17 protein-coding genes and 1 pseudogene are annotated in these 21,906 nt (G+C 61.3%); 7 read left to right on the top strand and 11 right to left on the bottom strand.

Features of this window, described 5'->3' with window-relative positions; translation table 11 throughout:
- Positions 1-20: 20 nt before the first annotated feature.
- Positions 21-953 carry a DMT family transporter gene (locus AC3WTM_RS12785; RefSeq protein WP_256586118.1) on the bottom strand — a complete coding sequence of 311 codons (933 nt, stop codon included), beginning with the start codon at positions 951-953 and terminating at the stop codon, positions 21-23.
- An 84-nt stretch (positions 954-1,037) separates the two neighbouring features.
- Between AC3WTM_RS12785 and AC3WTM_RS12780 the strand changes: the two genes are divergently transcribed.
- Together AC3WTM_RS12780 and AC3WTM_RS12775 are read left to right on the top strand one after the other, a co-directional pair.
- Positions 1,038-1,601: a helix-turn-helix domain-containing protein gene (locus tag AC3WTM_RS12780; protein ID WP_102671395.1), complete on the top strand. Its 564-nt coding sequence runs from the start codon at positions 1,038-1,040 to the stop codon at positions 1,599-1,601.
- A gap of 15 nt (positions 1,602-1,616) precedes the next feature.
- Positions 1,617-3,035 (top strand): FAD/NAD(P)-binding protein, encoded by a 1,419-nt coding sequence (locus AC3WTM_RS12775; protein WP_102671396.1) that lies wholly within the window; start codon positions 1,617-1,619, stop codon positions 3,033-3,035.
- 684 nt (positions 3,036-3,719) lie between these two features.
- On the opposite strand, the gene AC3WTM_RS12770 is transcribed toward AC3WTM_RS12775, so the two are convergent.
- Complete coding sequence (locus AC3WTM_RS12770) at positions 3,720-5,966, bottom strand: Ig-like domain-containing protein (protein WP_102671398.1); 2,247 nt, start codon at positions 5,964-5,966, stop codon at positions 3,720-3,722.
- A gap of 35 nt (positions 5,967-6,001) precedes the next feature.
- Positions 6,002-7,348, bottom strand: coding sequence for a hypothetical protein (locus AC3WTM_RS12765; RefSeq protein ID WP_102671399.1), 1,347 nt, complete (start codon positions 7,346-7,348; stop codon positions 6,002-6,004).
- A gap of 279 nt (positions 7,349-7,627) precedes the next feature.
- Here AC3WTM_RS12765 and AC3WTM_RS12760 point away from each other — a divergent pair, with 279 nt between their 5' ends.
- The 4 genes from AC3WTM_RS12760 (at position 7,628) to AC3WTM_RS12745 (ending at position 13,369) form a co-directional block, all read left to right on the top strand.
- On the top strand, positions 7,628-9,097 hold the full coding sequence (locus AC3WTM_RS12760) for a sensor histidine kinase (protein ID WP_102671400.1): 1,470 nt from the start codon (positions 7,628-7,630) through the stop codon (positions 9,095-9,097).
- A 173-nt stretch (positions 9,098-9,270) separates the two neighbouring features.
- Complete coding sequence (locus AC3WTM_RS12755) at positions 9,271-10,371, top strand: SCO family protein (RefSeq protein ID WP_371918621.1); 1,101 nt, start codon at positions 9,271-9,273, stop codon at positions 10,369-10,371.
- A gap of 102 nt (positions 10,372-10,473) precedes the next feature.
- A complete protein-coding gene (locus tag AC3WTM_RS12750; RefSeq protein WP_102671402.1) occupies positions 10,474-11,967 on the top strand; it encodes an ATP-binding protein in 1,494 nt (497 codons plus the stop codon).
- Positions 11,936-13,369, top strand: a complete 1,434-nt coding sequence (locus tag AC3WTM_RS12745) for a sigma-54-dependent transcriptional regulator (RefSeq protein WP_102671403.1) — start codon at positions 11,936-11,938, stop codon at positions 13,367-13,369. Before AC3WTM_RS12750 ends, AC3WTM_RS12745 begins: the two co-directional genes overlap by 32 nt.
- Positions 13,370-13,372: 3 nt before the next feature.
- Here the strand turns inward: AC3WTM_RS12745 and AC3WTM_RS12740 are convergent, their stop codons facing one another.
- A complete protein-coding gene (locus tag AC3WTM_RS12740) occupies positions 13,373-13,750 on the bottom strand; it encodes a hypothetical protein (protein ID WP_102671404.1) in 378 nt (125 codons plus the stop codon).
- Positions 13,751-13,921: 171 nt separating this feature from the next.
- On the opposite strand from AC3WTM_RS12740, the gene AC3WTM_RS12735 reads away from it, so the two are divergent.
- On the top strand, positions 13,922-14,734 hold the full coding sequence (locus tag AC3WTM_RS12735; RefSeq protein WP_102671405.1) for a class I SAM-dependent methyltransferase: 813 nt from the start codon (positions 13,922-13,924) through the stop codon (positions 14,732-14,734).
- A gap of 45 nt (positions 14,735-14,779) precedes the next feature.
- On the opposite strand, the pseudogene AC3WTM_RS12730 reads toward AC3WTM_RS12735, so the two are convergent.
- The 7 genes and pseudogenes from AC3WTM_RS12730 to AC3WTM_RS12700 form a co-directional block, all read right to left on the bottom strand.
- Positions 14,780-14,866, bottom strand: a pseudogene (locus AC3WTM_RS12730) (addiction module antidote protein); the annotation flags it as partial.
- 62 nt (positions 14,867-14,928) lie between these two features.
- Entirely contained in the window at positions 14,929-15,723 is a 795-nt protein-coding gene (locus AC3WTM_RS12725; protein WP_102671406.1) for a ChbG/HpnK family deacetylase, read from the bottom strand.
- Positions 15,695-16,912, bottom strand: coding sequence for a GNAT family N-acetyltransferase (locus AC3WTM_RS12720; protein ID WP_102671407.1), 1,218 nt, complete (start codon positions 16,910-16,912; stop codon positions 15,695-15,697). Before AC3WTM_RS12720 ends, AC3WTM_RS12725 begins: the two co-directional genes overlap by 29 nt.
- 4 nt (positions 16,913-16,916) lie before the next feature.
- The gene (locus AC3WTM_RS12715) at positions 16,917-17,603 is read right to left on the bottom strand and encodes an N-acetyltransferase (RefSeq protein ID WP_102671408.1); all 687 of its coding nucleotides are present in this window, start codon (positions 17,601-17,603) and stop codon (positions 16,917-16,919) included.
- Between the two features lie 84 nt (positions 17,604-17,687).
- Positions 17,688-19,607 (bottom strand): hypothetical protein, encoded by a 1,920-nt coding sequence (locus AC3WTM_RS12710; protein WP_102671409.1) that lies wholly within the window; start codon positions 19,605-19,607, stop codon positions 17,688-17,690.
- The gene (locus AC3WTM_RS12705) at positions 19,604-20,908 is read right to left on the bottom strand and encodes a lipopolysaccharide biosynthesis protein (RefSeq protein WP_102671410.1); all 1,305 of its coding nucleotides are present in this window, start codon (positions 20,906-20,908) and stop codon (positions 19,604-19,606) included. The genes AC3WTM_RS12710 and AC3WTM_RS12705 overlap by 4 nt, the downstream gene beginning before the upstream one ends.
- Positions 20,905-21,903, bottom strand: coding sequence for a polysaccharide deacetylase family protein (locus tag AC3WTM_RS12700; RefSeq protein WP_102671411.1), 999 nt, complete (start codon positions 21,901-21,903; stop codon positions 20,905-20,907). The genes AC3WTM_RS12705 and AC3WTM_RS12700 overlap by 4 nt, the downstream gene beginning before the upstream one ends.
- Positions 21,904-21,906: the final 3 nt, after the last annotated feature.

Raw genomic sequence — 21,906 nt, 5'->3', positions numbered from 1 at the left:
AATGCAAAGTTTGCGACTTATCACTGTGTTTCCCGCTCCAGTTCTTCCTCAGGCGCCGCAGCCTTACCCTTGGTCTTCAACTCGCTGACAATCACCGCCGCCACAATCAATCCGGCGCCGACCAGGGCAATCGCCGGCAAGCGCTCCCCGGCAATGCGCCCGACAATCCCGGCCCATACCGGCTCGCCAGCATAGATCAGCGTGGCGCGGGTCGGTGACACGCTTTTCTGTGCCCAGTTCATCGCCACCTGAATCGCCGCGCTCGCCGCCCCGAGCCCCAGCGCGCTGCACAACAGCAACCAGGAGAAGTCCGGAATCGCCTCGTTGGTCGGCACCACCATCAGGAACGACAGCACCGAAGTGACCGCCAGTTGCACCACCGTCACCCGGCGCACATCGACCTGGCCGGCATAGGTACTGATCAGGATGATCTCGGCCGCAATGGCCACGGCGCTGATCAAGGTGGCGATTTCACCGGGGCTGAAATTGAACGACGCACCTGACGGCCCGGACAGCAGCATCAACCCGGTAAAGGCCAGCATGATGCCGATGCTCGGCATCAACCCCGGACGCCGCCCCAGCACCAGCCATTGCAGCAACGGCACAAACGGGACGTACAGTGCGGTAATGAATGCCGATTGGCTGCTGGGAATGCTCTGCAACCCGACCGTTTGCAAGCCGTAGCCGAGCATGATCGCCACGCCGATAAACGACCCGGCCTTGAGTTCGAACAGGGTCAGGTCGCGCAGGTGACGCCAGGAAAACAGGGCGACGATGCTCGCGGCAGCGGCAAAGCGCAGGCCGACGAAAAACATCGGGCCGCTGACGGTCATCGCATGCTGTACCAGCAGGAAGGTACCGCCCCAGACCATCGTGATCAGTACCAGCACGCATTCGGCCTTGCTGAACCTTGTAAAACGGGAGGAAGCCTTTGGGGAATTCACCGACGTCATGACCTTGCACGCTACTGGAGGGGGACGCACAATGCGTCGAATGTTGCGCAGTATACTGCCCAACCCCACTCAGTGAGCAATATAGTGCACAAAGATTCTACCCAGCGGGCTTCGGTCCTCCAGCACGTCAGTCAAAACGTCCGTCGTTTACGTCATGCCGCCGACCTGAGCCAGACCGCGCTGGCTGAAAAGTCCGGTGTCAGCCGTCGAATGCTGGTGGCGATCGAGGCAGGGGAAAAGAACGTCAGCCTGACCACCCTCGACCGGGTGGCCGAAGCCCTGGACGTTGCCTTCAGTGATTTGATCCAGGCCCCCGATGCCCGCGATCCCAGCCGTATCAATGAGTTGGCCTGGACCGGCACGATCCCCGGCAGCAGGGCGGTGTTGCTTTCCAAGGCCCAGGCCAGCCGCGAAGTCGAGCAGTGGGAATGGTGCCTGCAACCGGGCGAGGTGTATCCGTCGGAGCCGGACGCCGATGGCTGGAGCGAGCAGATTTATGTCTTCGAAGGGTGCCTGACCGTTATGCTCGGCGACCAGCCGCAGAATATCGCGGCGGGTGAATTCTTTATGTTCGCCAGCAACCAGCCACACTGTTATCGCAACGACGGGGTGGTGGCGGCTAGGTTTGTACGTAATGTGGTGATCTGAACAGGGAGTGCACGGATGGGCCAGACCTTGAACAACGACGCCGACATCCTGATTGTCGGTGGCGGCCTCAGTGGTGCGATGTTGGCGGCGCAGTTGATGCGTTTGCCGGGCCGGCGCCGGGTGCTGGTGATTGAGCCCAGGGCCGGGTTGGGGCGGGGTGAAGCCTATAGCGCGGTAGAACTGGGTCATACGCTCAACGGCAATGCGGCGCGGATGAGTGTTGACCCGGACAACGCTGACGACCTGACCCAATGGCTGACCGAGTACATCGAGGCGGGCGGCTGGCCGGAATCGGATCAGCAGCATGTGCCAATAAGCGAGTTGTTTCCGCCTCGGGGCGTTTTCGGCCTGTACGCCCGGCAGCGTCTGGCAGAAGCGCAGGCGGTGGGCGCCTTGGTCGGTTCGACGGTCGAGCACGTGCAGGACGAGGTGGTCGATTTGCAAGCCGATGCAGACGCCGTGCGGTTGACCCTGAGCGATGGCCGATGCTTGCAGGGGGCTTTTGCGGTACTGGCCACCGGGATGTTTCCCGCCGCGCGCACGCCACAAACCCGGTCCAGCGGCTTGAACGCAGCGGCCCTCGATCCGTGGGATGTGGCGGCCATGCGGCAACTCGATCCGCAAGCGACAGTCATGATCATCGGCTCGGGCCTGACCATGGTCGATGCTGTGGTGTCGCTGGAACAGGCCGGGCATCGTGGGCCGATCGAAGTGTTTTCTCGCCATGGGCTGCTGCCCCATGTGCGTCGCCAGCCACCGGCCTGGGTGGATTTTCTCGCGCAGGATCAGAGCATCCGCACACCTCGCCAGTTGATGCGCGAACTGCGTCGGCACTGTCGGGACGCTATTGCCCAAGGCATCGACTGGCAGGCGCCGCTGGACACGGTGCGGGCACATATCGGCCGCTTGTGGCATCAGGCGACCGACGTGCAACGTCGGCAGTTCGTGCGGCATGTGCGACCGTGGTGGGAAAGCCATCATCACCGCTCGCCACCCTTGAGTGCCGAACTGGTTGAGCGCTTGTATAAAGAAGGGCGGTTACGTATTCACGCAGCTTCCTACCAGGGCCTCGAGCCATCGCTGAATGGCGAGGTGAGTATTCGCCTTCGACGGCGGGGTGAGGCGCAGACCTGTGTGGTCAGCGGTGTTGCCCTGATCAACTCCAGCGGTATCGAATACGACTGGCGCCGGGTTGCGCGACCGCTGCCCCGGCAACTGCTCGCCCGAGGCCTGGTCCGGCCCGGGCCGTTGGCCTTGGGCATCGCGGCGGAGGTCGATGGTGCGGTTCTGAACGCCGAGGGTCAGCCCGCCAGCCGGCTGTTTGCCATGGGCCCGCCGTTGCGCGGTATGTGGTGGGAAAGTACCGCCGTCACCGATGTGGCGAGCCAGGCCAAGGCGTTGGCCGAGCGACTGTCGATCAGGTTGGGGGGCTGAGTACATATCCGTTGCTGCGGTGACGGCTGCTTATGGTTTCGCCCTTACGGCGAGTCCCTTTGGCAAACGCCGGAGTGCCGGCCCAGCCCAAAGGAACCAAAGGTCTCGCCCCTTACGTACGGCCCCTCGCTAAGGCTCGGGGTTCCTTCGCTCCGGCATTCATCCGGGGGCATCGCCCTCCGGTTGGCTTCGCTGGCACCTACATGCGATGTGTTCGACTGCGTCGAACGGCGCTGCGCGCCAATCCCCGGATGAACACCTCCACTCTGCCTGCCGAGGGGGCGGGTGGATCAAGATCAAGAGCTGCAGGCGAGCTAACGCTCGGCCTGATGAGTGGTGAAGAGCGTGGTGTACGCCGCTCTGTCTTTGCTCTTCTGTGGGAGCGAGCTTGCTCGCGATGGCGGCCTGCCAGCTGACCAAATTCTCAAAGATGCACCCAATCCCCTGTGGGAGCGAGCTTGCTCGCGAAGACGGCCTGCCAGCCGATCGAGATCTTTCAGATGTACTGAATACCTGTGGGATTGAGCCAGGTCCGGGCACCGCTCCAGTGATGGCAGCCAGACCACCGCTGGATAGCTCCCATCAATGCACCCGGCAAAAAACCGCGGCCCCCCACCCGAGGCCGCGGTTTTCCATAGGGTTGAAGCCGGCCCCATCAACCTGCGTGGCTAATGGGGCGCGGGCTCAGTTGGCGATCACCGGCACCGTGCGCACGGAGCCTTGGGACGAGGTGATCGTGGCGGTCGGGTTCGCCGACGGAACGACCGTGGTGGTGTTGTTCACGGTCAACCGCCAGCGTCCATTCGCCGGTACGGCGGTGGTGCCCAGGGTGACCAGCCCGGTCGGAGTGGTGACCTTGATGGTGATGGTGTTGCCGGTGGTCACCGATGAGGTGCCGGCAAAGTCCCAGGTGAAGCGGTTGTTGGAGCGGGCTCTCACCGTTGCGGTGGTCACTGCGAAGGTTTCCGCAGCAGGCCGTGGCGAGACCTGCACCGTGACTGTGGCTGGCGACGTCGATTGGGCGCCGAAGCTGTCCCGGGCAAAGTAGGTGAAGGTCGTGGTGAAGGCCGTGGTGACGGTGGCCGGTGGGGTGTAGGTGAGCACCGTGCCGTTACTGCTGACGGTGCCGCCACCTGCCAGCGGTTGAGTGAAGCCGGCGACGGCTAGCGGCACATTGCCTTCTGGATCGGTGTCGTTGGCCAGCACGTTGATTGGAATCGCCACACCCAGTGTCGTGACGGCATCGGCGACGGCCACCGGAGGCCGGTTAGGCGACACGGTCATGCTCACGGTTGCCGCTGTCGTCGAGGCCAGGCCTTTGACGTCCTGGGCCTTGTAGGTGAAGGTCGTGGTCAACGGCGCGTTGACGACAGCTGGAGGGGTGTAGAGCACCGCCGTAGTGCCGCTCAATGCCACCGTGCCCTGGCTGGCGGCCGGTTGGGTCAGCGCAGTAATGCTCAGCGGCGTATTGCCGTCCGGGTCCCTGTCGTTGGCCAGCAGGTTGAGAGTGATCGGCACGCCAAAGCTGGTGCTGCCGGTATCGGCGACGGAGATCGGTGCCTGGTTCGCACCAGTGTCCGGTGCAGTGCCGACGACTACGACCGGCTCGGTGTCACTGCCGCCGGCAGCGGATTTGACCGTTACGGTTGCAGGGGGTTGGGGCAAGTCAGCCACCGTCAGGCGTTGCAGGATTCCGGTTTTCGACAGCCGCCCGTAACCCTGGGCGACCATGTCCGGTACCACCACTTCGTCTGTGGAAGTGGCCTCGATCAGCAGGCTGTGATTACTCCAGCTGTAACGGGCGGTCTGGATTTTCACCACGTCCGAGAGCTTGCTCGACACCGCAGTCGGGCGGGTGGTCCCGGCGGGGTTGGTGGCGGTGACCACCAAGACCGGCGGCACCGTTGCGTTGGCCAGCAGATTCTGGGCGAAGAACACGCCGTTGTTATCGCTCACCATGTTGGTCTGGCAAGGTGACACAGGCGGGCCTGGGACCAGGGCAATGCTTTCGCGAAAACACAGGGTCGAACCGTTGGCGGCTTTGGCAAACACTTCGACCCGGGTGGTGTTGCCGCCCGTGCCGGCGATGCGGCGGTAAGTGGCACGGGTCATGTCCACCGCAGTCTGCGCGCGGTTGTCGAGCACCTTGCCGGACAGGGTGAAGAGGTTGGTCTGGATGGTCCCGGCCGGACCCTGTATGCGCACGAAGTTGGTGTTGTTGGGGCTGCCGGTCACGGCTTCGGTGAGGTTGGGGTCGCCGACGAAGGTTTCGATGGCGCCGGTGTCCGGGTTCACCTCGGTGTAGGGGCCGTTGACGCTGCGCAGGAACGGCCCGATCGGACCGTTGACCGCACCGCTGAAGACCCCCGGCGCACCGATGCCGACGTCCCTGGTGATGTTGATCGCTCGGCGCCCGGTGGTGACGTTGACCGTTTCCACGCCATAGGGGTGGGTAATGGTGTAGGTCCCGGCAACGGGAATGTTCACCCGTAGACGAATCCGCGCGAAGCTGATCTGGTCACCATCGAGCGGGTTGCCACCGGCAAATGCAGCCTCGATCCCGGCGACATAGACGTCCATGCCATAGCCGGCGGTGTTGTTGGGGATGCTTGTCTCGGCAAGGAACCAGAAGGCTTCGTCTGGCCAGTTATCGGGGAACACCATTGGCAGGGTGTCGTCGAAAATGCCCGGTGTCGGCAGCAGGGTACACATGTAGGCCGGTGGCACGCTGGCTGCCACCCGCGAGCTGGCGGCGCGGGACTGGCACAGCTCCATCGACAGTTGATTGTTGTCCTGATACCAGATCGGGAATTTCCCGGTGGCAAAGGTATAAGGACCGGGATCGACGGCGGCGAGTTGCGCCAAAGCACTGCCGGTCAGCAATAGAGTCAGTCCCAGGGCGTTGAGCGCCAGGCGTGGCCATTGGTTCATGATGCCTCCTGATGAGGATCCGGGCATGTGGGCGTTCATTGCACGATGACCACTTCTTCGGTATCGCTGCCGCCATTGGAGGACGACACACGAACCAGGGCTGGCGGAATAGGCGAGATGCCGGTGGCCAGGCTTTTAACGGCGCCGTCACCACTCAGGGCGCCGATGGCGATGCCGGTGCCGGAGGTGGCGGTGAGCACCGGTGGCGACGTTTCATCGCTGGTCGAAGCCACGATGGTGATTTGCCCGGTGCTCAGGCTGTACTCGGCGCGCGAGATCGTCACCAGGTCGGTCAGCGGCATGGGCAAGGTGGTCGGCGCGCTGCTGGCGATGGCCAGGTGGTTGTCGGCGGTCACCTGCAACGTGCTCGGCAGCGTCGGATTGTTCGGCGATTGCGCATACCAGTGTCCGGTGGTGTTCGCCTCGGTGAAGTTCAACACCGGGTTGTTGCTGTCCAGGGTCACGGTGGCGGGTGGCGGCGGGGCCATCACGAACACGTCCTGCCGGGCTACCGGGGCGCTGGTGCCGGCCTGTCGCGAGTAGGTGCTGCGCTCGGCGATCACCGGGGTCGGACGGACTGCCGACGACAACTTGCCGGAAACAGCGAAGAGGTTGGTGCGCAAGTCCAGGCCATTGGGGCCTTCGATGCGCACGTAGTTGGTGTTGAACGGGCTGCCTGTGACGGCTTCGGTGAGGTTCGGATCACCGACGAATTGTTCGGCCTGGCCGGTACTCGGGTTGGTCTCGGTGTAGGGGCCATTGACGCTGCGCAGGAACGGCCCGACGTCGCCCTTGAGCGCGCCGTTATAGGTTTTTGGCGCGCCGATGCCAATGTCCCGGGTCATGTTGATAGCCCGACGGCCAGGGGTCTCGACGTTGAACACTTCGACGCCGTAAGGATGGGTGATGACATAAGTGCCGGCGATGGCCACGTCGATGCGAACACGGATCCGGGCGAAGCTGATCTGGTCGCCCTCCAGTGGATCCCCACCACTGAAGGCTGCTTCGAGCGCCGAGACATAGGTCAGGTCGATGCCTCGGGCGGCATCGACGATGGTTGTTTCACCTGTTGCCCAGAACGCTTCGTCGGGGAAATTGGTCGGGAAGACCAACGGTTGCGTGTCATCGAAAATGCCGGGATTAGGGATTAGCGAGCACATGTAAGTCGGGGAGCCCGGCGCGCTGGCAACCCTGGAACTGACAGCCTTTGATAAACACAGGTCAAGAGTTCGGCCGTGGCTGTCTTGATACCAGGCGGCGAAATTGCCATTGGCTGGCAGGTAGGGACCGGGGTCTACGGCAAACAGCGCGGCCTGGGCAATACCTTGGGCTAGAGCAGTCACAACCAGGGCGGACGCCGTTTTGCACAGTAGCGGGTGCATGAGTATTCCCTCTGTCGAAGTACCAGCCCCTTGGGGTGGGCCAGTTAGCAAGGAGATCGGCAACTTCCATACCAATCGGCGAAAACGCCCGTGAGAAGCCCGCAGTAAATGCGTTCGAGCGGTCGCCGGCGGCAGACCGGAAAGTTATGGCATGGGCAGCTACCCCCGATTTTGGGGGTGACGGAGCCGCGGAGCAGGTGGGGTATCGCAGTCCCCAGGTTCGGCCAAACGGCCTTGGCTGGGCTATAAACCTATAGGGGGTTTCCGGGAACCGTGTCCATGAACACAATCGCCAAAGTACTTGCGACCGACAGCGAAGTTCGCTTGAACACGCGCAAGGAGCCCTTCAATCTGCTGCGCTGGTTTTCACTGGTCAGCATGGTGGTGATCGGCACCGTGGCGGTGGCGCTGGGAGCGGTTTCCACGCGCTTCGTGATTACCGAAAGTGTGCAGCGCGATGCGCTATTGACCTCACAATTCATTCAGGCGATTGCCTCGGCCGAGGTGCACCATGTGTCGATTCCCAACGTCAGGATCATGGGCGAGTTGCTCGACCCACGAAAGGACATGGACTTTCCTGACGTCGACCCTCTGTCCCGCGCCAGTGCCCGTCGTGAATTCCTCGACCATATCGCAAACTTGCCGGACGTGATTCTGGTCAACATCTACGCCCCCGACCGCATGGTGATCTGGTCGACCAACCAGGCCTTGATGGGCATTACGATCCATGGCAATGAAGACCTCGATCGGGCATTCAACTCGAAAATCTCCGTGTCGACTGCTTACCACGGTGTGGATAAATCCCGCATGGAGCAGAAGTTCCTGGAACGCCCCAAATACGCCTTCATCGAAAACTACATTCCCTTGTTCGACGCCGATGGCAGCACCGTCACGGCGATGGTCGAGATCTACAAGGAACCCCAGGACCTGATCAACCGCATGGAGCGCGGCCTGGTGCTGATCTGGCTGGCAACCGCGCTGGGCGGAGGTCTCATTTACCTGGGGCTGTACTGGATCGTGCGGCGGGCGGCGATCCTGCTGGCGACGCAGCAGAAACAATTGATCACCAACGAAACCTTTGTGGCTCTGGGAGAGGTGTCCTCGGCGGTCGCCCACAGTCTGCGCAATCCGTTGGCGAACATCCGTTCAAGCGCCGAGCTGGCGATAGAGTTCGACAGCGGTCCGGCACACGGGAACATCAACGACATCATTGGTCAGGTCGATCGCATGTCGAAATGGGTACGGGAGTTGCTACAGTCCCTGCGACCGCTCAATGACGAGGCCGAACCTGTGAACCTGGTAGCGGCTCTGCATGACAGCCTGATGGCTTACGAGCATCAGATCAACAAGGCCAAGGTCAACGTGGTGTTCGAGCCGGACCAGACGCCCATGGTGCTGAGCCAGCACGTACAACTGACCCAGCTCCTCAACAGCCTGCTGTCCAATGCGGTGGAAGCCATGGACGGCGGTGGCACCCTGACCATCCAGATCGAACCGCGCGATGCCCAGCGCGTCAGCGTGAGGGTGAGCGATACCGGCAAAGGCATGAGCGAAGAAGAACGCACTATGGCTTTCCGGCCGTTCTTCACCACAAAACAGGGCGGGCTGGGAGTCGGGCTGGTGCTGGTCGAGCGGATCATGGAGCGATTTGGCGGTGCGGTGACCCTCGACAGCAGTGAAGGCGAGGGCACCACTGTGCGCCTGTCCTTTGTTCTGGCACCTGAAAACGGGGATGTCTACCCCCAATAACGGGTGCCAATCCCCAGTCATTTCCCCGGTCATTGCACATTGATTTTGATAAATCACTGTTTTGTCGAGTGTTAGTACGTTTTTATAAAAAAACACATGATTGGCGAGCTCCTTGCAAAACCACCATCCCCCCCTTCACCACATCGAGGCGGTTGGTGATGGAAAAAAAAGAGATGCATTCACCACGCTCGCGAGCTTTGGGCATGCACCTGGTGCTGATGCTGGTGACCGGTTTGCTGGCCAGCCAGTTGCTGGTCGCCAGCCAGCCGACGTCGACGCCTGGACCTGCTCCGGCATCCACTGCCGAACCCGCTGTCGTTGAAGCCGTCACCCCGTGGGGTGCCGACTATTTCCCCAACACCCTGCTGACCGACCAGGACGGACAGCAGCTGCGTTTTTTCGATGATTTGATCAAAGACAAGGTGGTGGTGATCAACTTCATCTTTACCTCGTGCAGTGACTCCTGCCCCCTGGAAACCGCGCGCATGCGCCAGGTGCAGAAACTGCTGGGGGATCGGGTCGGCAAGGACATCTTCTTCTATTCCATCAGCATCGACCCCTTGAGTGATACCCCCGAGGTGCTCAAGGCCTATGCGCAACGCTTCCAGGTCGGCCCCGGGTGGAAATTCCTTACCGGGGAATTCGCCGACGTCACTGACCTGCGCAAAAAACTGGGGCTGTTCATCGAAGGCGTCGATAACGGGCGCAATAAGGACCATAACCTGAGCCTGATCGTCGGCAACCAGGCAACGGGCCGGTGGATGAAAGCCTCGCCGTTCGAAAACCCGTGGATTCTGGCCGACCAACTGGCCAATACCCTGCATAACTGGAAACAGCCCAGTGTGGAGGAAAGCTACGTCGACGCCCCCGAGATCCGTCCGCCGAGCAATGGCGAAGAGCTGTTTCGCACCCGCTGCGCGTCTTGCCACAGCCTCGGTCCGCTGGACGGACAGGGCATCGGCCTGCGCAGCATCGGCCCGGACCTGATCGGCGTGACCTATCAGCGCGATCCGGCCTGGCTCATCCGCTGGATCCGCGAACCTGACCGCATGCTCGCGGAAAAGGACCCGATTGCGATGGAACTGTTCGAGCGCTACAACAGGATCTCGATGCCCAACTTGCGGCTGGATGCGAATTCCGCCCAGTCCCTCATCGATTTCCTGAAAGAAGAAACCGACCGTCAACATCCGCCAGCGGCGCCATTGGCCAGTGGTAACGAGGAGCCTGAACAACATCATTCGGTCGCGCACCCCGAGACGTCCCGGGTGCAATAGTGTCAAAAAAAATACGCGGACCAGTCGGGGGCTATCAATGCCACCTACACTGATCCTGAAAGCGGCTGAAAAGGCTCGATTTCAAGCACCCAGGACACAGCCATGCAGATACTCGAACAACAAAAAGTAGCTGCGCCACAGACCCCGGCAGCACAACGCAAGGGGTGGCGGCTGCAGTTCAATTTGCTGCGCTGGTTCTCCCTGGCAAGCTTTCTGATCATTGCTGTGGTGGCGCTGGGGCTGGGTTACATCTCCACGCGCTTTGTTGTCGATGAAAGTATCGAGCGCGACTCGATGCTGACCGCGCAGTTCATCCAGTCCATTGGCGAGGCTGAAATCCGGCATGCCGGCATTGCCCAGGGGCGAACCATGGGTGAAATGCTCGACCCGCGCATGGACGATGCCTACCCCGACGTCAACCCCGTATCCCGGGCCGCCGCGCGCGTTGAGTTTCTCGACCATGTGAAGCATCTGCCGGACATCCTGTTGGCGACGGTGTACTCCCTGGATCGCACCGTGGTCTGGTCGACCAACCCTGAGTTGATCGGCGTGCGTATCGAAGGCAACTTTGAGCTGGACGAATCCTTCGACATGAAATCGCCGGTGTCCACCAGTTATCACGAAATCGATGAGGAACGTCCCGAGCAGCGCTTGCTGCGCGAACCGGAGTACCTGTTCGTCGAGAACTACATTCCGATGTTCAACGCCGATAGAAGCAAAGTGATTGCCATGGTGGAAATCTACAAGGAACCGGTGGATCTGGTGGCGCGCATCCAGCGTGGCTTCAAGGCAATCTGGCTGGCCACGTTGATCGGCGGGGCAGCCATTTACCTGGGGCTGTTCTGGATTGTGCGACGCGCGGCGACGCTATTGCGCAGCCAGCAGAAACAACTGATCGCCAACGAGACCTTTGTCGCCCTTGGCGAGATGTCCTCGGCGGTCGCCCACAGCTTGCGCAACCCGCTGGCCAATATCCGTTCCAGCGCCGAGCTGGCCCAGGACATCGCCAGCCAGACCGCACAGAAAAACATCGGCGACATCATCAGTCAGGTCGACCGCATGTCGCGCTGGGTCCGTGAATTGCTGGTGTCGTTGCGGCCGATGAATGACGACTGTGAAACGGTCGACCTGGTGCTGGCTCTCGAAGACACCCTGAGTGCCTTTGAGTCCCTGATCAAGCGTTCGGACGTTGAAGTGCGTTTCTCCCCTGTCAGTGTGCCGCCGGTCGTCAGCCAGCAGGTGCTGCTCACGCAAATACTCAATAGCCTGTTTGCTAATGCACTGGAAGCCATGCCCAAGGGCGGCGTGCTGACGATCGAGATCAATTCCTCGGTGTCCGGCGACGTGAGAATGACATTGACCGACACCGGCAAGGGCATGTCAAAACAACAGCAGCAAATGGTCTTCAAGCCGTTTTTTACCACCAAGCAAGGTGGGTTGGGTGTGGGCCTGGCCCTGGTCAAACGAATAATGGAGCGTTTTGACGGTTCGGTCGAACTGACCAGCCGAGAGCAGGAAGGAACCCGTGTTTGTCTCAATTTCAAAGTGGCAACGGGAGGGGTATATGGAGCACAGCATTCTGCTGGTCGAGGATGACGAAATCCTCGCCGAGAATATTCAGACTTACCTGGAGCGTAAGGACTTCGAGGTGACCGTCTGCCACTCGGCTGAAGATGCACTGGAACAATTGGGTTCTTTCGCGCCTGACGTGGTACTGACCGACAACTCGCTGCCGGGCATGAGTGGTCACGACCTGATCCAGAAGCTGCGCATCAGCGCGCCGGATCTCAAAGTGATCATGATGACCGGTTACGGCAACGTGGAAGACGCCGTGGTGGCGATGAAAGAGGGTGCCTTTCACTACGTCACCAAACCGGTGGCCCTGCCAGAGCTCAAGTTACTGCTGGACAAGGCCCTGGCCACCGACCGCATGGAGCGTACGCTGTCGTTTTACCAAGAGCGCGAGGCCCAGAATTCGGGAGTGCAGGCACTGATTGGCGAGTCGGCACCGATGGCTTACCTCAAGGGCACCATCACCCAGTTGCTCGACGCCGAACGGCGCATGGCCAACAGCGATCTACCGCCGGTGCTGGTAGAAGGCGAGACGGGTACCGGCAAGGAACTGGTGGCCCGGGCCTTGCACTTTGATGGCCCGCGCGCCAAAGGCCCATTCATTGAATTCAACTGTGCTTCGATCCCGTCCAATCTGGTGGAGTCGGAATTGTTCGGCCACGAGAAGGGCGCCTTCACCGACGCCAAGGATCGTCGCATGGGGCTGGTGGAAGCGGCCGATGGCGGCACGCTGTTCCTCGATGAAATCGGTGAAATGGACCTGCTGCTGCAAGCCAAGCTGCTGAAACTACTTGAAGACCGGACCATTCGCCGGGTCGGTTCAGTGAAGGAGCGCAAGGTCGATCTGCGGGTGATCAGCGCTACCAACTGCAATCTCGAACAGATGATCCAGCAAGGCAAATTCCGTCGTGACCTGTTCTTCCGCCTGCGCATCATTTCCATCAAGGTGCCGCGACTGTATACCCGTGGTGCCGATATCCTGCTGCTGGCCCGGCACTTCCTGGCACTACATGGCAAACGCTACGGCAAGCCGAACCTGCATTTCAGTAACCAGGCCGAAGATTTGCTGCTCAGCTACAGCTGGCCGGGCAACGTGCGCGAATTGCGCAACATGCTGGAGCAAACCGTGTTGCTGGCGCAAAGCGACACTATCGCCGCTCATCAGTTGAACGTCTGCTTGAGCCTGATGGATGAGCCACCGATGTTTCATCACGAGCCGTCACACTTCAGCGAGCCGCGTCCGTCCTTCAGCGGCAGTGACTCCATGAACCTGCCGGAAGTGGAGCGCGACATGGTGCGCAAGATGCTCGACAAGACCGACTGGAACGTCACCAAATCGGCACGCCTGCTGGGTCTGAGCCGTGACATGTTGCGCTACCGGATCGAAAAACTCGGCCTCGCGCGTCCGGACAAACGCCAGTGGTAAGGCTCACTGCAGCACCGGGCCCTGCCTCAGACAGGACAGCATGCAGCTGGGGTTTTCGACTTCCTGGTTCACGTACACACCGCGCTCTGGATCGTAGGAGCGGATAAACACCCGAACCGTGGCGTCGGCCACTGTCGGCAGGCGCGAATCGGAAAACACGTGCTCACTTGAAACCGGAATGAATTCCCTGGGCGCGGTAGGGATGTACGAACCCGGCGGCACAATGTTCATCGACGGTGGTGCGGGGTGCGCGAAGGGTTGGTCGGCGCCGTAATAGTTGAATTCGCTGCTGTAGTTGGTGGTGGGCATGTCTTCCGCGTGGAGGACAGTGGTTGCGCCCAGGCAGACGGCGAGCAAAAGTGTCAGGTCGGTCTTTTTCATGGCAACACCCGCTAAATCGGTTTAACCACATTCTCCCCAAGGTCTTTAACTATAGCTGGCGCCGTGGACAGCCGACGGTGCCGCGCGGATTACAAGTTCACAACACCTGCCAGGATGGGGTTGATCTAGACTTCGCCGGTCAAATCGACAACCCGGACCCTGGAGCGTGCAATGGAACTGCCGACAAAAGAACAAGCCATCGCCAGCAACCGCGAGGCCTGGAATGACTCCGCCCGTCACCACAAGGACTCCAGCGAATGGCAAGCCTTGCTGAAGGGCGTGGAACACGCGGATTTTTCCTGCCTGGACGACACCCTGACCGCTTTGCTGATCCAGACTGGTATCGACGGCAAGGACGTGGTGCAACTAGGCTGCAACAACGGTCGTGAAAGCCTGTCGCTGTTCGCTCTGGGCGCGCGCAGCGTGGTGGGCGTCGACCAGTCTGAAGCCTTTCTCGGGCAGGCTCGGGAACTGGCGTCCCGATCGCCCCACGCGCCGCAATTCATCGAAGCGGACATTCACCAATTGCCGGCCGGACTGCTGGAGCGCTTTGACCTGGCGCTGATCACCATCGGGGTCTTGAACTGGATGCCAGACATCGGCGAATTCTTCCGCCATGTTGCGCACACGCTGAAGCCGGGTGGGGCGCTGGTGGTGTACGAAACCCATCCGTTCCTGGAAATGTTCGACCCGGAGGCAGCCGATCCTTTTCGCCCGACCAGCTCATACTTCCGCAGCGAACCGTTCGTGCAGCACGAACCGATCGTCTACGAAGGCAGGATCGAACAGCCGGCTGCGCCGTCCTACTGGTTCGTCCACACCCTGGGCGACCTCTTCAGCGCCGCCATTGCGGCAGGGCTGCAGATCCATCACTTCAGGGAATACCCACACTCCAACCGCGAAGAACTCTATGACCGCTATCAGCAGCAGGCAGCGCAGTTGCCATTGTGCTTTACGTGGGTGGTGGTGAAGCCTGCAACATAACGCGGAGAGTCAAAATAGGGATTTGTGTGATTGACGGTGCCCTGGCTACGCGCAGAGATCTATACCCAGGGCATGAATGACCTTCAGGAGCGTATCGAAACGTGGTTTTGCTCCCGGCGCGAAAATCTCGAACCGAGGCGTGCCATGCTGCGAAAGTAGCGGTTTGCTGAATGAGATAATTCAGTGTGAGGGCGCTATTCCAGAACGGTATGTGCACGGTGAGGTGCGGCGTTGCCAGCAGCGGTGTAGGCCACCCGCGGCACACCCGGCAAACGCTGTTCCAGCAACGCGCTCAATGACTCTCCCGGTTCCAGGTAGGCATCGCCGAAGTCGGCACCGAGCCGGTTCGGGTGGGCGACGATTTCCAGCAATCCATCGGGTGGCGGCTCGGCGTTGCGCAGATCCACCGGGGTGCACACGTAGTCGGCGGTGGCACCGGCCAGATTGCTCAGGCGACGGTTGAACAGGTCCTTGAACACGCGCTTGGGAAGGCTGAGGTTTTGCCCCAGATTGCGTGCCAGACGCACCGGCACCCCCTGGCCGGCGGCGAAGCGCGCGACGATCTCGCCGATCGGCCAGATATTGTGCACGTGTTGATGGGAGTCCAGGTGGGTGGGGTGCAGGCCGTTTTCCAGGCAGCGCTGCCACTGGGCTTCGAGTTCTTCGAGCACGGCGTTGCGATCCCGGCGCCCGAGCCAGAGGCGGGTGCGGGGCAGGTTGAGGTCGAACACGCCGGCACCGTCGCAAAACGTCGGGCGCTGCACAATGCTCTGGCTCAATGGACGGCCATAGGTCAGGTTGAAGTGCAGGCCGATTCGGCCTTCGAGTAACGGATGCTGGGCCAGGACGCAGGCTTCTTCGAACGCCGGCATGTTCGCCATGGCGGTGGCGGAGCTGATGAGCCCGGCCTGGAACGCGCCCAGGATCACCGCGTTTTCGCAGGCACTGAGGCCAAAGTCGTCAGCGTTGACTATCACTTGCCGAGGCATGTTCACCCTCCTTGAGATTTTCCGTGGGCGCAGGCGCTTTGACAGCAGGTGCCGCGCCGGACGTCGTGGTGACGACTACGGCCGCGGCGCGTCGGGCGCGCCATTGCTGCAATCGGGGTTTTACGCGTTGCCAGCCCCGCAAGGCCAGCCCCAGCACCAGACCGCCTGGACGCCAGGAGTAAAAACTCCAGCGCCAGTGTTCCAGTTGCCCGGTCATGCGTTCGTGCAGTTGATGGCTGGAGTTTTCCAGGCTGACCCGCGACGCATCGATCCACTGCCAGTTATCTTCCAGGCCCCAGCGAATCCACTCTTCGAGCAGCACCCGGCCGCTGCCCAGGTGGGCATATTGCGGCAGGAACGCCAGGTTGTAGTCGTACAGTCGGCCCTGTTCCAACAAACCGAGTCGATAGCTGATGCAGCGTCCTTCCAGCTCCAGCACCACCACGCGCACCAGGCCTCGGGCCGCCAGGGCAGTGAAGGCACGGTCCATCCACTGGCGATGGCGCGCATCGGAAAAGATCCCGACGCCTTCATCGCCTTTCCAGCTCACCGCTTCGATTTCACTGATTTCCTGCAGCAGCGGCCCCATGGTCAGGGCGTCAGGGATAATCCGTCGCACCAGGGCACCACACGCGGCGATACGTTTGCGCGCCCGGCGCAGTTTGTAGCGCGGATCACCGGAGACTTCCTGATGGTCAGCCTCGCTGATCAGGTGCACTGGCACTTCACAACTGAGCCGTTGTTCGGCGGTCGAACTCAGTGCCTGCCACGGTGCCAGGGCCTGCGCCAGGGCCGTGGAACCGGCCAGTTCGTTGAGTTGCAGCACGGCATGGGGCAGGTGCTTACGGATCAGCGTCAGCGCCTTGCGTAAATTGTCATCGTCCAGCCTCGTCAGCAGTGCGAGGCGGTCGGCGAGGGGATAGCCCAAATGATGCAGGACCCGAAACGGCAAGCGCGCAAAGCGCTCCATGGACGCCACCAGCGGCAGGCACAGTGCCAGTTCGTCACCCTGCCAGCCAAGCAACACGTGCAACTGCTCGCCGGGCTTGAGTGCCAGTTCCGATGCGTATAGCCAGGCCAGGGTGTTGAATGGCGTGTGGTCCGTTACGCGCTGGCGCAACGCTTCGTAAGCCGCTACCGGAAAGTCGTGGGTGCACAGCGACGTGCGCCATTCGAATCGTGCAGACATAAGATCAGCTCGCCTCGGCTGGAACAGGAGAGGGTGCCGGTTTGCGCAAGGCATTCAGGCGTGAACCGCTGTAGCGGGTTTCGCGGAAGAAGCGCCAGCCGAACAGGTGGTAGATGTTCATGATCCGTCCTTGCTCGCGATACCCCATGCGGATGTGCAGCTTGAGCGCGGGAATGTTGTGGGCCTCGCAGATATCCACCACTTTGTTGCAGCCCTGATCAGCCATGGCTTTCCACAGGTTCAGCTGGAAATCGACCGACAGCGTGGTGCCCCGGTAGGCAGGAATCTGCTCGAGAGCGAACTCGAAGAACTCGCCCGGCTTCACCGGAAACATGCAGCCGTAGTAATGACGGTCGAGATAATCGCGTGTGCTACCCCAGATAAAAGCCACGGTATCGCCGTTTTCATCCAGGTACATGTGGCCGGTGTACCCTTCGGACGCCAACTCGACCATGATGTCCACGCGATCACCGAAGTGCCTGGTGAACGCAACGGCGTTTTGTGGGGTGATGGTTTCCAGTCGCAGCGGTGAATAGGGCCGAAGCTTGTGTGGCGGTACCGGGCTCACCAGGTCGCGTTCCATCCACAACAGTTCTTCGTGGAAAAATACGTAGTGTTTCCACAACTTGCCGACGGTGGCGCGCAGGCCTTTTTGCTTGATGTGATCGCTGAGTTTTTTCAGAGCATTCATGTTTTTGACTCCTGACGGTGTTGGCCGTGAGTGGAGTGACTCAATGCGCGACGAATCGTCCACGCGGTAAAAAATCAATGGCGTTCATGAGGTGCTCCAGCTGAGGGAAAACAGGGTTTCTCCTGGTAAATCGAAACTGATGAGACCTTCCAGGCATTTGAAAGATGCGTCGCGACTGCGGTTGTCGGCGCCGAAATAGCGCAATGATCCGTGAGGCAATGGACATTGCGCTCCAGCCAGGCTCACACGCTGCAAGCGTGAGCCTTTATTCACGCCCAGCAGGTTGCGTTGGTGCCCGGCAGACATGGCCAGCACGTCAACCTCGAAGGCGTCGTTCTCCAGACGCATGACATCGTGTAGCCAATGCTGGCGGATAAATTGCTGCGCCAGGCCCACGGGCTTGAGCTCGAACTCATCCTTGCCGAGTACGCGCAACATGCCCTTGGGGTACTCAGGTTCGTCGGCGGCCTGGAACCAGCCGAGCATGTCGAGCAAGCCGTCCTGAGAAGCATTGATGATGACCGAGGCCCACCATAACGAGGCGTAGTGGGTTTCCTGATCGTAAGGGCTGAGGCTGGCCCCGCTGGACATGTTGGTTTGGTCCAGCAACAAGGCTTTGCGCGGTCGTCCCTGGGCGTCGAACCCCACCAGCTCTGCCGCTTTGCGTACGCTATCGCGGTAGACACGGGTCGCCAGCAGGTCGCGAACCATCCATTCGTGCCAGGCCAGCGCATCGATCTTGTCGCCGGACTCGGCCAGCAAGCGTCGGGCCCAGTCGATGCCGCGCTTGTCAGCGGCATGGTCGACGAACGGGCCATTGACGAACCGGGAGCTGGCCGGCATGGCGATACGTACGCCGGCTTTGGCGTTGTCCGGGTTGCTGCGTACTTGCCAGGCCATGCTATTGAAGATGCGCTGGTAGCTGGCGTAGTCCGGGTAGTTGAGGTTCGGTTCGTCGGCAAAACCGATGTAGTGTGTGCCCTTGCCGCCGAGTGCGCGTGTGGCGGCTAGCCAGGCGGCAAGGCCGGCGTTACTGGTGGTGTCGGCGCGCAGGTAGGCCAGACGCTGTCTGCCGGCCAGCAGCGTGATGTCCTGAGTGATGCCCAAGCGATCCTGATACAGCCGGCGGAACACGTCTTCGTAACGCGGCCGCGTCGCCATGATGTCGACCAGACTGTAATAGGTTCCGGCCTGTGGTTGCAGGGCTTCGAGCACGGCGAAACCGGAATCCGGCAGTTGCGCATAGGGCAGGGCGATACCCAGGTTCGGGGTCTTGCCGAGCACGTCGTTGTGCAGCGTCAGCCGGGTCTGGCCTTCGTCTTCGCGCAAAGGTTTGAGCTGTTGCGGGTTCTGGGCGAACAGGTTGGCCGTGCCATCGAGCCAGAATGCGACCTTGCCACTGCCGCGCAGGTGCAGGCGCCAGACTTGATCGGTAGTTGCAACGGGCAACTCGACTTTGTCGAACTGCCAATAGGCGGGGTAAGGCTTTAGAGAAAGTGAAAGTTGTTGGCCGTCACTCACGCGCTGCGCTTGCAACGCGCCGACGCCGCCGTGGAATTTACCGGCCAGCACCGCGTGCTCACCGGCCGCGACCTTGAAATACAACTCCTCACCGTCCCGGGGCTCGGCGCTGAAATGCACCTTGGCCGGGGCAAACAGTGCGACGGTGTGATCGTCGTGCTCAACCGTATAACGGCGGAAGCTGTAGCCAGGAATTTCCAGTCGATAACTGGCGGCGCTCGGCGCCAGGTTCCAGCGTTGACTACCGCTGGGCTCATTGGCGGCAATCAGTCGTTCGCTCTGGAGTTTGCCCTGGCCGTCGAGCAAGTAGAGGTGTTCTTCGTTGGCTTCAGCCTGCCACACCGGGGTCCAGAGCACGGTCAGGGTGTCGGGGCGGTCCGTTTGCAGGTACAGGCTGCCGTCACGGATATCGGCCCAACGCATGGGCGCAGCTTCGGCAGTCAGCCCGAGTCCAAGACTCACCAGCAATAACAGGTGTTTCATGCCGATTTCCGTTGCAGCATCAGCAGCATCGGCGCGATGTCGCCGGGCAGGACGATGAACGTTTGCCAGACCGGCACGTGGCTCAACCGGCAATACACCACCAACAGCGCCAGGGTCACGGCCAGGTACGCGATAGAGGACGCCGCTGCTGCGCCGACGATGCCATAGGTCGGGATCAGCAGCACATTGAGCGCCAGGTTGAGCAGCGCGCTGAGGCCCATCAACAACGAAATCGTGCCGGGCCGGTTTTTGCCCAGCAGGTCCAGGCGCAGAATGCTCGCGTAGCACAGGCCCAACAGGCCTGGCAGCAACGCCAGCAACGCCGGGTATGCTGGCTGATAGGCCTCGCCAAAAAGCGTCACGATCAACCATTCACCCACTACTGCCATGGTCAGGCAAGCGCCGATCATCACCGTAGCGGTCAAGCGCAAGGCCAGTGGCGTGACTTTTTCGATGCCTTCTTCCTGTTGCAGCAGGCGCTTCATCAGCGGCGTGGTCACTGCTTCCGGAACGATCAGCAGCAACTCGGCGGCTGCGCTGGCCATGGCGTAGTGACCCAGTGCCGTGGTGCCGAGCAGGGTGCCGATGATCAGGTAGTCGGAGCGCAGGATCACTTGCTGGAACAGCAGGTCCGGATGGCTGCGGGCGCTGTAGCGCAGCAATTCGTTTTGACTGGCGCGGTCCCATTGCAGGCTCAGCGGATGCTCGCGCTTGAGCCAGACCCAACCGGCCAGTACCACCAGGCTGATCCCCGTCAGCCAACTGATCAACGCCGCTTCCAGGGCCGCGCTTTTCCACATCCAGAACAGGGCAAGGAATACCAGCAGCGGCGCCAGCGACTCGATCAGGCGCAAGGCATTGAAGGCGACCACGCCGCCCGAGGCGTTGTGCAGGGTCAGCAAACCGCTTTTGAGCACGGTCAGCGGTACCGCCAGCAGCAACAGCCAGGCGAGCAGGCCCAATTGCGTGGTGATCTCCAGTTCACTGCCGAATTCGCGGGTCAGCGCCACCACCGCCAAGGTCAGCAACGCCGCCAGCAGGCAACCGTACAGCAGCACCTGGCTAAGCAGCAAACCCATCGGTCGTTGTTTGGCTGCCTGATAGCCTACCGCTGAATTCAAGCCGCCGCTGGTGGCCGCACTGATCAGGTCGGGCAGGGCGCTGAGCAAGGCAAACAAACCCCGTTCGCTGGGGCCGAGAATTCGCGCCAGCAACACGTTGCGTAGCAAGCGCAGGGCGATCATCGCCAGTTTGGTGCCCATGCTCAGGGCCAGGTGTTTGAGGTAGTTGTTGCCACTCATGGGCGTGCCCCACGGTAGATGCGCCAGGACAGTAACCCTGGATTGCGCGCGGTACGCTGACTGACGCCGAAGCGTGGCAGGGCCAGTGGATCTTCGGCCCCTCGATAAATGCCGGTACCGGTACCCAGGGCAAACGGGAAGTCATGCCTGGCTACCTGTTGGCGCACCCGCGCATCGTTGTCGCCATTGGGGTAGCAGTAAACTGGCAATGGCTGGTTGCAGCCTTGGAGCAGCGCCTCGCGACTGCGGCTCAGCTCTTCATCCAGGCGTTGATCGTCGAGACCGGTGAGGATGGCGTGGCTGGCCCCGTGGGGGCCGAAGCGCACCAGGCCGGACGCTTCCAGGTGGTGCACTTGCTGCCAGTCCAGCGCCTGGGGCAACGACTCGTGCGGGCAGTCGTCGGTCAGGCGATTGAGGTCCAGCGGCGACAGAGTTTTCAGGCTCTGCAAAAAATTCAGCAACGCCAGGCTGCGGCGTTGCCGATCCGGGTCGTCGTACAGTGGCGGCAACGGGCGCCCAAGTTGCTGCAGGCATTCGATCAGGTGCAGGCGTGCACGTTCGCCATGGCTGTTCCACAGGGTCTCGCCGATGCTTTCCCACCAGAATCGCTGGCGGCTGCCAATGAAATCGGTGGACAGAAAGATGCTCGCCGGCACCTGGTGTTTTTGCAGTAGCGGGAAGGCATTCAGCGCGTTGTCGCGCCAGCCGTCGTCGAAGGTCAGCGCCACTTTCGGTCGCTGCGAGCGCGCACCCGGTTGCAGAATGTCCATCAGCGGCACGCAGTCGAAGTGTTTTTTCAACCACACCAGCAAATGTTCAAACGCCTTTGATCCGACGCACAGTTCATTGCGGTGGGGCAGTTCGGCGGCCTGGTCGCTAGCCAGCACCCGGTGCAGCATCAGGATCACACCGGCGCCGTGCAGTTGCTTGCGCCCGACCGGGGAGTTGAGGTACAGCCAGCCACTGGTGCGTTTTAACAGTTGTTTGATCGCCACGGC

The sequence above is a fragment of the Pseudomonas sp. EU05-FHT14B02 genome (assembly GCF_058791055.1).
The sequence above is the reverse complement of the archived record's forward strand: the minus strand, read 5'-3'. Positions and strand labels throughout refer to the sequence as shown.